Annotated in this window: 10 protein-coding genes; 4 read left to right on the plus strand and 6 right to left on the minus strand. The window is 41.1% G+C overall.

Annotated elements, in window-relative coordinates; translation table 11 throughout:
- The first annotated feature begins 54 nt into the window (after window positions 1–54).
- The 4 genes from M3234_RS06750 (at window position 55) to M3234_RS06765 (ending at window position 5,472) form a co-directional block, all read left to right on the plus strand.
- Window positions 55–504: a MarR family winged helix-turn-helix transcriptional regulator gene (locus tag M3234_RS06750; protein WP_262303964.1), complete on the plus strand. Its 450-nt coding sequence runs from the start codon at window positions 55–57 to the stop codon at window positions 502–504.
- Between the two features lie 22 nt (window positions 505–526).
- Window positions 527–2,254, plus strand: coding sequence for an ABC transporter ATP-binding protein (locus tag M3234_RS06755; protein WP_262303965.1), 1,728 nt, complete (start codon window positions 527–529; stop codon window positions 2,252–2,254).
- Window positions 2,251–4,140: an ABC transporter ATP-binding protein gene (locus tag M3234_RS06760; protein WP_285858301.1), complete on the plus strand. Its 1,890-nt coding sequence runs from the start codon at window positions 2,251–2,253 to the stop codon at window positions 4,138–4,140. The genes M3234_RS06755 and M3234_RS06760 overlap by 4 nt, the downstream gene beginning before the upstream one ends.
- Before the next feature lie 129 nt (window positions 4,141–4,269).
- On the plus strand, window positions 4,270–5,472 hold the full coding sequence (locus M3234_RS06765) for a glycosyltransferase (protein WP_262303966.1): 1,203 nt from the start codon (window positions 4,270–4,272) through the stop codon (window positions 5,470–5,472).
- Between the two features lie 120 nt (window positions 5,473–5,592).
- Here the strand turns inward: M3234_RS06765 and xerS are convergent, their stop codons facing one another.
- From xerS to M3234_RS06795, 6 genes are all read right to left on the minus strand, one after another.
- Window positions 5,593–6,681: a tyrosine recombinase XerS gene (gene xerS / locus M3234_RS06770; RefSeq protein WP_262303967.1), complete on the minus strand. Its 1,089-nt coding sequence runs from the start codon at window positions 6,679–6,681 to the stop codon at window positions 5,593–5,595.
- A 220-nt stretch (window positions 6,682–6,901) separates the two neighbouring features.
- Entirely contained in the window at window positions 6,902–7,540 is a 639-nt protein-coding gene (locus M3234_RS06775; protein WP_262303968.1) for a GntR family transcriptional regulator, read from the minus strand.
- A 279-nt stretch (window positions 7,541–7,819) separates the two neighbouring features.
- Window positions 7,820–8,875 (minus strand): M42 family metallopeptidase, encoded by a 1,056-nt coding sequence (locus M3234_RS06780; RefSeq protein ID WP_262303969.1) that lies wholly within the window; start codon window positions 8,873–8,875, stop codon window positions 7,820–7,822.
- Between the two features lie 80 nt (window positions 8,876–8,955).
- Window positions 8,956–10,635, minus strand: a complete 1,680-nt coding sequence (locus M3234_RS06785) for an ABC transporter substrate-binding protein (RefSeq protein WP_262303970.1) — start codon at window positions 10,633–10,635, stop codon at window positions 8,956–8,958.
- Between the two features lie 83 nt (window positions 10,636–10,718).
- A complete protein-coding gene (locus M3234_RS06790; protein ID WP_262303971.1) occupies window positions 10,719–11,639 on the minus strand; it encodes an ABC transporter permease in 921 nt (306 codons plus the stop codon).
- An 18-nt stretch (window positions 11,640–11,657) separates the two neighbouring features.
- Entirely contained in the window at window positions 11,658–12,569 is a 912-nt protein-coding gene (locus M3234_RS06795) for an ABC transporter permease (RefSeq protein ID WP_262303972.1), read from the minus strand.

The following is a 12,569-nucleotide window of genomic DNA, read 5'->3' on the forward strand; positions in this document are numbered from 1 at the left end:
AATTAATAAGTAGCCTAATTATTTGTAATCTTAATGAAAATTGAGGTGTAAAGCATGGCAGATATTGAAAGTGCAACTGCGCAAAAACTGTTGCAATCATTTATGCAGTTTCGCAAGACCGGCTGGCATGAAAAGAAAATTGCCGGGTATAATCCCAGCGAATTTAAAGTGTTGGCAACGATTCAGCGTGGCACGGCAGAGAAGCAATCCGAGATGAAAGTCTCGGAAATTAGCCAGGTGCTTCAGGTCACGCCGCCAACCGTAACACAAATTATCAATACGCTTGAAAAGGATGGTCTTGTTGAACGCACTATAGACCCTGCCGATCGTAGGGCGGTAAAAATTAAACTGACACCGACGGGGATGAAGGCAGTTAAAGAAGCGAAGGCAGCTTTTACCGAAACCTTCCTCGGCCTCATCGATTATCTGGGTGAGAAAGAAAGTGAGCAATTAGCTGATTTGCTTACTAAGGTCCATCATTATTTTCAAGACTTAAACCGTTAATCCATAATGGAGCTGATCGCAAATGGGAAAACTGATTAAATTTTTAAAACCCTATCAAGTCCAAGTTTATTTTGTATTAATTTTGGTCCTCCTGCAATCTTTGTCAGAGCTTTACCTGCCAACGTTAATGTCTGATATCGTTGATAAAGGAGTCGTAACCGGTGATACAGGTTACATCTGGAAGGTCGGAGGCTTTATGCTATTGGTTGCCGCAGGGGGGATGGTATGTTCGATTGCAGCCAGCTTCTTGTCCGCAAAGGCAGCCTCCGGGTTTGGGAAATTATTGCGAAGCAAACTGTTTGGCCATGTTGAAAATTTTTCTCTGCATGAATTCGATCAACTGGGGACAGCCTCGCTTATTACCAGAACGACAAATGATATTACGCAAATTCAACAGGTATTGATCATGATGCTGCGGATGATGGCAATGGCTCCCATGATGTGTATTGGCGGCATTATCATGGCATATTCCAAGGATGCCAAACTAACCTTGGTTTTGGCTGTATCACTGCCTGTTCTCGTCTTGGCTATTGTCATTATTGCCAGAAAGGGACTTCCGCTGTTTAAATCAATGCAGGTAAAACTCGATAAGGTCAACCGGGTGCTAAGGGAGAATTTAACCGGGATTCGGGTTATTCGCTCGTTTAATCGTGTAGGATATGAGAAAACTCGTTTTGACGCGGCCAACTGGGACTTAACCGATACCGCGATTAAAGTCAATAAATTAATGGCGGCGATGATGCCGATTATGATGATTGTTTTAAACCTGACAACAGTGGCGATCGTTTGGTTCGGCGGCATCCGCATCTCGAACGGCCATATGGAAGTCGGGGACATGATGGCATTTATCCAATACGCGATGCAAATCATGTTCTCGTTCATCATGCTATCCATGATGTTTGTGATGATTCCCAGGGCACAAGTTTCAGCAACAAGGATTAACGAAGTATTTGCAACAACTGCAGACATTGTTGACCCGGATAAGCCAAAAGCCAACAACGGGAATAGAAGTCAGGTGGTATTCGAAAATGTTACGTTCAGCTATCCGGGTGCGGAAATGCCGGCGATTTCCAATATTTCTTTTAAAATGAACCCAGGCGAGACCACGGCCATTATTGGCGGAACCGGATCAGGCAAATCGACGCTCATTAATTTGATCCCGCGTTTTTATGATGTCGGCAGCGGCCAGGTGCTTGTCGACGGAATCGATGTTCGGGAGATGACGCAAGCAGACTTGCGCCAAAAAATCGGTTTCGTTCCACAACAGGCGGTTCTATTTACCGGGACTATTGCTGAAAATATCCGCTATGGCAAAGAAGATGCGACCGATGAAGAAATTCGTCATGCCGCAGAGATTGCCCAGGCATCAGGGTTTATTGCCGGAATGCCAGATGGGTTTGATACGAAGATAGCCCAAGGGGGAACAAATGTTTCGGGTGGCCAAAAACAGCGCCTGTCGATTGCAAGGTCCCTTGTCAGAAAACCGGAAATCTATATTTTTGATGATAGTTTTTCCGCACTTGATTTTAAAACAGACGCTAAGCTTCGGGCAGCATTGAAAGATGAAACGGCAGATGCGACCGTAGTCATCGTCGCCCAGCGGGTCAGCACCATCATCGATGCCGATCAAATTATCGTGTTGGATAACGGAGAAATTGCCGGGATTGGCAGCCACCCCGAGTTGCTGAACGCTTGTTCGGTATACCGAGAAATCGTCATGTCGCAGCTATCGGAGGATGAAATCGCATGAGCAAAGAATCTAAACATGAAAAAGATACCAGACGTAGTGGACCAGGCGGCGGATTCGGCCCACGCGGCATGGGAATGGGAGCGCCGGTTCAAAAGGCGAAGGATTTTAAAGGCACGCTTAAACGATTAATTGGCTATTTAATGCCGTATAAACTGCAACTAATCGCTGTTTTTATTACGGCGATTATTGGTACCGTATTTGCGATTGTCAGTCCGAAAATCATGGGAAAAGCCACCACCAAACTCTTTAAGGGCTTGATGATGAAGCTTAGCGGTGTTCCTGGAGCCAAAATTGATTTCGATTATATTGGCCAGATTATTCTGCTTCTGATAGGTTTATATATTTTAAGTGCGGCATTTACTTATCTCCAGCAATATATTATGGCAGGCGTCGCGCAAAAAACAGTCTATAACCTTCGTAAAGAGGTACTTAATAAGCTTAACCGTTTGCCGTTGAAATATTTTGACGCCCGGACACATGGGGAAATTCTTAGCCGTGCTGTCAACGATGTCGATAATATCAGTTCTACCTTGCAGCAAAGCTTAACCCAGTTGATTACCTCAGTTGTCACCATCATTGGTGTTATTGTCATGATGCTGACAATCAGTCCGTTAATGACATTAATCGTCGTGGTGACCTTGCCGCTAAGTATTCTTGCTACTGCCACTATAGCCAAACGTTCACAACTATATTTTAAAGGGCAGCAGAAAGCACTTGGTGAGCTGAACGGCCATGTTGAGGAAATGTATACCGGACACAAGGTGATCAAGGTGTTTGGCCATGAGCAGAAATCAATTGGACAATTTGAACGGATCAATGATCAGCTTTATCAATCCGGCTGGAAGGCGCAATTTATGTCCGGTATGATTATGCCGCTAATGTCATTTATCAACAATATTGGCTATGTCCTTGTAGCCGTAACAGGCGGGATCTTGGTCACGAAGAAAGCCATTGAAATTGGCGATATTCAAGCGTTTATCCAATATGCACGGCAATTTTCTCAGCCGATTGCCCAAACGGCCAACATCGCTAACATCATTCAGTCGACAGTGGCCAGTGCGGAGCGGGTGTTTGAGATTTTGGATGAAACTGAGGAAGTGCCTGAAGTGACTCAAACAAAAGAATTAACAGCCCCTAAAGGCGAAGTAGTTTTTGAGGATGTTTCCTTCAGTTATACCGAAGGGGAACCCTTAATGGAAGATTTAAATATTTTCGTGAAGCCAGGGCAAAAAGTGGCGATTGTTGGTCCGACAGGTGCCGGCAAAACGACACTAATAAACTTGTTAATGCGCTTTTATGAAATTAATGACGGACGTATTTTAATCGACGGAATGGATACGAGGGAGATGAAACGGGAGCACCTTAGGAGTTTATTTGGCATGGTACTACAGGATACTTGGCTCTTCAACAGTACGATTCGCGACAATATCGCTTATGGAAGAGAGGGGGCAACTGAAGAGGAGATTATAACAGCCGCCCAAGCAGCCAATGCTGATCATTTTATCAGGACCTTGCCGGATGGCTACGATACGATTTTAAACGAGGAAGCCTCCAATATTTCACAAGGCCAGAAGCAATTATTGACGATTGCGAGAGCCATTCTTGCCAATCCGTCCATTTTGATCCTTGATGAAGCGACAAGCAGCGTGGATACTCGGACCGAGGTACAGATTCAAAAGGCGATGGACCATTTGATGAAAGGGCGCACAAGCTTTGTCATTGCTCACCGGTTGTCAACCATTCGCGATGCGGATTTAATCCTAGTGATGAATCATGGCAAAATCATTGAAAAAGGAAATCACCAGGAGTTATTGGAACAAGGCGGGTTTTATGCCGATTTATATAATAGCCAGTTTTCCGCCAATGTGCAGAAACGTGTCGGCTAATATAAGCGTTTGGATGGTCCGATTGGGCTTTCCAGACGCTTTTTTCATGTTTTACTTGTTACACAAGAGAATGCATTTCAATAAATTAAAAGAAGGGTAGTTTTTTAGAAATTGAGGTGTAGTCCTTCTATGAAAAATAATACTGAGCGGACTGAAAAGAAAATTTGTCTTTGCATGATTGTGAAGAATGAATCTGCCATTATTGAAAGATGCTTGAATAGCGCAAAGCCGATTATTGATTATGTTTCGATTTGCGATACCGGATCTAGTGACAATACCGTGGAACTAATTGAAGCGTGGTGTAGTGAAAATGGGGTTCCAGGCACATTGCATTTTGCCCCGTTTAAAAATTTTGGTTACAACCGGACTTTGGCGGTCAAACTGGCGCAGCAAACCTATCCTGAGGCCGATTATTTGCTGCTGCTTGATGCCGACATGCTCCTTGAAGTGGCTCCGAGGTTTGATACATCAGTATTGGAAAAGGATCAATATTTAACCATGCAATATAACTCGCAAATCAAATTTTGGTTACCACGATTATTAAAAACATCCTTACCTTGGCATTCCGTCGGGGTGACCCATGAATATTGGGATATTGACTGTTCAAGACTTGAAGATCAAACATATGTAGTTACATCGGCAAAGCTTGACGGGCTGCCGATATTTGATCATGAGGATGGCGGCAGCAGGCAAGATAAGTTCGAGCGAGATAAACGCTTATTGCTCTTAGGTCATGCGGATCCGACAACTCCAGATGATTTAAAAATGAGATATAAGTTTTACCTGGCGCAAACCTATAATTGTCTGGATGAATTAGAAGAGGCAATCAAGTGGTATAAGCTTAGAGTAGAAGCCGGAGGCTGGGCGGAAGAGGTTTATTATTCGTTCCTGCAAATCGGATTTTGCTATGAACGGTTGGCGATTCGGGCTGCACAGGAGAACAGGGGGGAGGAGGCGGAGGACCAATATATCGCCATGGCATTGCTATTTTTCCAAAAAGCATGGGAATATCGGCCGGTAAGGGCGGAATCACTATACCAATTGGCGAGAATTCTTCGAGAAAAGGGACATTACCAACTCGGGCTAATGTATGCGTTAAAAGGGAAGGAAATCCCATTTCCAAAGGAAGATTTGTTATTTGTCGATTATCATGTGTACGATTACTTGTTCGATTACGAAATCTCGATATGTGCCTATTACATCGCTCAGAAGGTTGAGTTAGGCCGGAAAGCGCAAAAGCGACTGATGAATAAAATAAACCAATTGCCGGAGCCTATAGCGGCAGCAGTAAGGAATAATGAAAAATATTATAATAATAGTAAAAAAACATAAATTTTTTTGTTGTCTCACTATCTTAAGTATACTTAGGAAATGAGACAAGATGAATTTTTATTATTATAATAATATTATGTTAACTGATAAAATAAGAGGCTCACAAAGGGTGGAGCCTCTTTATTCTATTTGCTCTTTTGGCAGATCCATCTTATCTACGGCAATTTTAAGGTCATCGTTCTTGATATGCGTGTAAATCATCGTCGTTTGGATTGAAGAATGACCCAATTGCCGCCTTAATTTTGGTACATCATTAATCTCTGCATGATATCTGGTTGCAAATGAATGCCGCAGTTTGTGTACGGATAATGATGGTTTACCGAAAGCAGTTGCATATTTTTCGATTAGTTTCTCTACAGAACGTGCTGTAAGCCGCCTAGTTTTGCCTTTAGGACCCATGGCCGCAGCAACAAATAAAGCTTTATTGGTTTTGTCGACCCCATATTTGACGGTTCTGATAGCAAGATATTCCTGCAAATCATCCATGGCCGTCTGGCTGAAATAAACAAATTGCTCCTTATTGCCTTTACGGATTACGCGCGCACAATACTTGCTAAAGTCGATATCATCGAGGTCGAGACCGATTACTTCCGACAGCCGGAGCCCAGATCCGAGGATTAATGAAACAATCGCTGTGTCACGTTCCTTGTTTAATTGATGAAAATTGAAGACTTTTTTGTTATCTTTGTTAAGTTCGCCATATTCATGGGCAACAAACAAGCGAAAACGCTCGTACTCGTCACCAAGGAGGATTTTTCCTTCCATTTTGTTTGCTTTTGTTTCCATCGATTCCTTTACTTCGTTAAATTCGATTTTTGCCATGACGTTCCGATTGATATAGGGCTGAAAGTCCGGTGTTTCCGCGATGTTTTGCAGATAGTTAAATAGCGATTTTAAAGCTGATAATTTGCGGTTGATCGTTAATTCTTTGTTATTAAGCTGATAATGCAGATAGTTTAAAAAGTTATCAACCTCGATGACCGTCAATTTTTCAAGGCGCTCCAAAGGAATGTCTTTTATTTCACCCGTCCATAAATTTTCGCTGATCATCCAGTTAAAAAAGATTTTGTAGTCATGGCCATAATTGAACAGAGATGTGGTCGAAAGTTTTCGTAATTTGTGGTTTATGTATTCTTCAACATACCAAGGAAGCTCATTAAGCAGAGCCTGAAGTTTTTTGAAATTTTGCTGCTTTGCTGGATTTACCATAATAACACCTCACTACTACATTTTATCTTTTATAGATTAATTCGTCAAATTTATATTTTACGTAATAATATAAGGAAGAGGAGCACATATAAATAAATTGTCTCCCTTCTCCATGTTAGTTGCATTTGGGTACTGATTGTTCAGCAACCAGATATATTCAATCATTCAGCAAACTAAGCATCAGTCAAGTTTTTTACTATTAATAGACGAACCCCTTGCTTTAATCTGTTAATTCTTGCAGAGTAATCATATAATGCTCGGAAAAAGCCGTCTTGATTTTCGCTTCATCTTTCTGTTTAAGAGCATCCAATAGCATTAGATGATTGTTCACTAATTGGTGAATCCGAATAGGAACAATATTTGCTACAGTAAGAAACATGGCTCCAACCTGTGTATCTAGATGATGATGCATTTGGATAAGGCGTCCGTTACCGCATTTGGAAACAATCTTTTTGTGGAACTCTAAGTCCGTTCGGGCAAGATTCTCCCAATCATCCAGTATAGTTAAATCGCGAAAATCACCTATCAATCCATCAAGCTGATGATAATCCTCTGCTGTTAAATTTTTGGCAGCTAGCCGCGCTGCTTCACTTTCTAGTAGAGCTCTTAACGTATAAATTTCATATTGATCTTGACGAGATAATGTGGTCACAAATGTCCCCTTGTTGGTTTCATGCTTAATTAAACCTTCGTTTTGAAGCAACATCAAGGCCTCGCGAATTGGTCCTCTTGAAATTTCCAGTTTCTCGGCCAATTGTGCCTGATTGATTCTTTCACCTGGTTTTAATGTTCCATCAAAAATCATTTTTCTTATAACACCTGCAACATTATTGGACAGAGTTTGATGATTTAATAGCATGTAGCTGCACTCCCCCTTTTTGTCTTTATATACTTATGATGAAAATTAGTTCAAACGGAATCATTTAATAGTTCAATCAATAAAGTCCTTTTTATTCTATGAAATTAATTTCTTTATGTCCATATTTAAAATACCAGACAAATGGTGAAAATAAACTAGACCGGCTAAAATGATGATCAAGACTTGAACTTGCCGCCTGGCAGCATGTTTGTCAAGTTATGTCCATTTTAGCCGTCGTATATTTGATAAATCTAATTCACATTATTCAGAAGCTGTTAATCATAGTTTATCTGTAAGATTTTCAATAAATGAGACAATTAACTGGACAGAGTTTTCTAAATCATCAAGATGAATCATTCCAACTGCAGAATGGATATAGCGAGATGGAATGGAAACGCCTCCTGTTACGACCCCTTTACCACTCAGGCTGATGGCCTTCCCATCTGTCGCGCCTTTTAAAAGTACTTCCCGCTGATAAGGGATATTTTCTTTTTCTGCGACTTCAATTAATTTTTTAGATAATTTTTTTGGCACTGCCAGACCACCGTCATAAATAACAATGGCGGTCCCCTTCCCTAACTGAACACGGAGGTCTTTATCTTCGATTCCGGGAGTTCCTCCTGCAAGTGTAACATCAATTGCTAAGGCTATATCGGGCTGAACAATAAATCCGGCTGGACCAGCGCCTCGGATTCCTACCTCTTCCTGTGCAGTTGCTACCCCATAAACGGTTGGGACGATTTGTTTATTAGCAAGACGTTTCATCACTTCTACCATAACGGCACAACCGGCACGATTATCTACTGCTTTACCAGTAAAAAACTTGCCATTATTTAAATACTGCCCTTTACGATCAAAAGTAATATAGTCACCAACACGAACCCCTAATTCAAGTGTTTCATTATAAGAATCTGTTCCAACATCAAGATGAAGCTTCTCAATAGGAATAGCCTTTTTTTCTTCTTCCGCAGAAACGATATGGGCCGGTTTACTCCCTGTTACGCCATTTACAAATCCTTTAAATGTATCAATGGTAAGCACCTGATCAATAACCATTCGACTATCATGGAATCCAACTGGTCCAAAATAAACAAAGCCCTTTTCATCTATATGGGTAACAATAAAACCAATTTCATCCATATGTGCAGCCAACATTACCTTTAAATCCGGGTTAGACCCCTTTTTTATGTAATATTGGCCTCCCAGTGGATCTTCAAAAAAATCATCCGCTTTACCTGATAATTCTTCCTTTATATAGGCAGCGACCCTGCCTTCATCTCCAGAAACACCAAAAATTTGATCCAATTCAAGCATCAGCCTTTTTAACGATTCCATACAGTTCATCCTTTCAACGATTAGCTTAATGACGATAACCGACAGGAGCAGGTGTTACCCTTGCTCCTGTTGATTAATAATTATTTTTTTGTCATCGAAATATCATGAAGCGGATCCATTAATACCGGGTGTTGATAGTAGCCTTTTAACCAAGGCTGTACAATTGCATATCGAACAGGGTTAAATAATGGAACCCAAGGGGCTTCCGCAAGAATTTCGTTTTGGATTTCAACATAAAGGTCAATTCTCTCTTGACCAAAGGCCATGGATTTGGCTTTATTCAGTTTTTCGTTAACGGAAGAGTTATTGTAAGCAGCCCAGTTATTAGCCGGTACTTCCGCGCCATTTAAAAGAACATCCAGGAAGTTTGTCGGGTCCGGGAAGTCCTGGAACCAAGCAGTATAAACCAAACCATACTTTAACGAACGAGCACCATCAGAATAAGAAGCTCCACTTAATGGTCTGATTTCCACATCAATTCCGATATCTTTTAAATCAGCCTGGATCGATTGGACAATCTTTTGGTCTGTTTCACCAGATGTTGATAACATTTCCACCTTAAAACCATCAGGATGCCCTGCTTCTGCCAATAATTTCTTTGCCTTTTCCTTATCAAATTTGTAATCTACTTCCGCTGGAAGATTCTTCTGATAACCAGGCATTGTTGGCGGCAAAATCTGATTGGCTACACTGGCTCGGCCGTTTTGCAATTTAACTATTTTTTCTTTGTCAATCGCCATATTAATCGCTTGACGAACTTTCACATTATCCATTGGCTTCACTTGATTGTTTAGTGCCAAATAATAAGTAGAGGCCAGTTCTTTTTTCATCAACATATCTTTAAAATTTGGATCACTCTGCAGCTGTACAAAATCTGCTGAGTTAATTTCTTGGTTCCAACCGATAAAAGCAGTTTCCCCTTGCTTGAACTTAAGAACCGAGTTTTGTTCGTTAGACTCAATCGAAATAACGATTTCATCTAACTTTGGCTCCCCTTCTTTAAAGTAATTCTCGTTCTTTTTCAATACCATTTGTTTACCAACATCATAAGATTCCATTTTCCAAGGACCTGTTCCCAATGGTTTTCTGTCAAATTCTTTATCCCCGATGGAATCTACGTATTCTTTATCGATTGGAGAGAAGAAAGGCATCCCCATCACATAAAGGAAGTTACCCCGCGGCTCAGTCAGTTTGATAACAAGTGTGTAATCATCCGGAGCCTCAAGCCCTGATATTTTATCTGCTTTACCTTCAAAGAAATCAGTCGAACCTACAACCAGTGGATCGATAAATCCGCGTGCCGGTGATCCCACTGCCGGAGTTAGGATCCGCTCAAACTGATCAATAAAACTTTGAGCCTTCATTTCTTTACCATTCCAGAATTTTACCCCTTGCTTTAATTTAAATGTATAGGTTAGCCCATCTTCTGAAACATCGTATGAATCAGCGAGTTCAGTCGTTAACTCGCTTGAATCAGGTTTATAAGTTAATAATTGATCGTAAAATTGGAGGACGACTTCCCAAGAACCAAAATCATAAGCCATTGCTGGATCAAGGTGAGCATAATCCACACGTTGGTCAATTTTAATTGAACCGCCTTTTACAGCCTCCCCAGCCCCCTGATTTGATTGATTTTTTGAGCCGCTACCATTTTTATTAGATGATGTGTCTTTTGAACAGCCAGCAACTACTAACATTAGAATGAACAATGGAATTAACAGTGTTCTTACAGATTTAAAACTTAAAACCTTTTGTTTCATACATTTCCCCCCAAATTTAAAATAGTTTGATTGATTATCATTTAGGTTTCTTAAATTATCACCTCCTTTATGATCTAGTCCAATTAGGTTAAACTAATCCGCGGATCAATGAGGAAGTAAAGCAAATCTACTATAATATTGACCACCACAACTATAATGGCTGCCAATAGTACAGTAGCCATGATAACTGGAACATCTAGTCTTTGGATTGACTGCATCGCAAGCTGCCCAACCCCAGGGTAGTTAAAGACAGTTTCTGTTACTACAACGCCGCCAAGGAGAAAAGCGATATCCATTCCTGCATAGGTTACCGCCGGAATAATTCCGTTACGTAACGAGTGCTTAAATGTGATCCTCAGCGGGGAAGCCCCATTTGCTTTTGCAGTACGAATATAATCTTGATTGTAAACATCCACCATCGACGATTTTACCAAGCGCTGGTAATAGGCTGCACCGGCAATTCCAAGTGTTAAAGCCGGTAATATGAGGTGCATAATAGAACCAGACCCGCCAATCGGGAGGATCCCCATTTTGAAGGCCACATTATAAATCAGCCACATCCCAAACCAAAATACAGGTAATGATATTCCAATAATAGAAAGTACGGATATGATATAGTCAGCAATTTTTCGATTATAAACAGCGCTCAATATTCCGAGTGGAATTCCAATCAATATTTCAACTGTCCAGCCGCTAAAAGCAAGCAACGCCGTATCCTTTAGTCTGCTTAATACTAAATCCAATACTGGTTGATTGTTATAATAGGAGAAACCAAAATCTCCATGAAGAAGCCGATTAATATAGGCGAAATATTGGACATATAATGGTTGATCAAGTCCCAGTTCATGCCTTACTTGCTGAACAACCTCTTCCGAAGCCTTCTCTCCGACAATTGCCCTGGCAGGATCCCCCGGAACGGCATATGCAATGATAAATGTAATGATAGAAATTCCTATTAAAACGACAATCGCACCAACTATACGCCGGATTAGATATGAAAACAAAGTTCCATCACTTCCCTTCTAACGACCTGTTTTAGGGTCAAGCCAATCTCTTAAACCATCACCTAATAAATTAAAACCTAGTGTTGCCCAAATTAAGGCAATCCCAGGACCATAAATCATCCATGGGGCGATTTGATAGATTCTCATCCCTTCTTGAAGCATATTTCCCCAACTGGCTGTCGGGGGCTGAACACCGATGCCTAAGAAACTGAGAGCAGCTTCAAGCATAATGTTTTGCCCGATTGCCAGCGTACCCATGACAATAACGGGACCCATGATATTGGGTAAAACTTCAATAAATAAAATTGGAAAAGAAGAGGAACCTAGGGCTTTTGCTGCCTGAACGTATTCTAGCTGTTTTACTTTGAGAACTTCTGCTCGGACAACCCGTGCCATGGTTGCCCATCCTAAAATACCGATTGCTATGTAAACATTGGTAATACTAGGTTTTAAAACGGCTACCAGTGCAATTACAAACAATAGAAATGGAAATGCCAGCATCGTATCGGTGATTCTCATAATGATCATATCAATCCAGCTACCGAAATAACCTGACACAATTCCCATAAATACCCCAATAATCAAACTGATTAAACTGGCAAATATGCCTACCTCTAATGAGACAATCGAACCATGAACCACCCGTGATAACGCATCCCGCCCCAAAGAGTCCGTCCCCAAGATAAAATTATCGTTCGGTTCAATTGGGGTACCAATGTCACTTAGTCCTTCAGGATATTGGGTAATTGGATTATGGTTCGCTATTACCGGTGCAAATACGGCCATAATAGCGAGCGTGAACACCATAATGCCACCGATAATAATCAACGGATAGGACCTGGCAAATCTACTGAATTTATTTCGTTTTTTTACCTGTTGCTGAATAGAAACGGCAGAAGCTTTTACTGTGGAAACGTTTGGATTGGTCAT

The organism is Neobacillus niacini, from assembly GCF_023715785.1.
In the GTDB taxonomy this organism is placed as follows: Bacteria; Bacillota; Bacilli; order Bacillales; family Cytobacillaceae; genus Neobacillus; species Neobacillus niacini_E.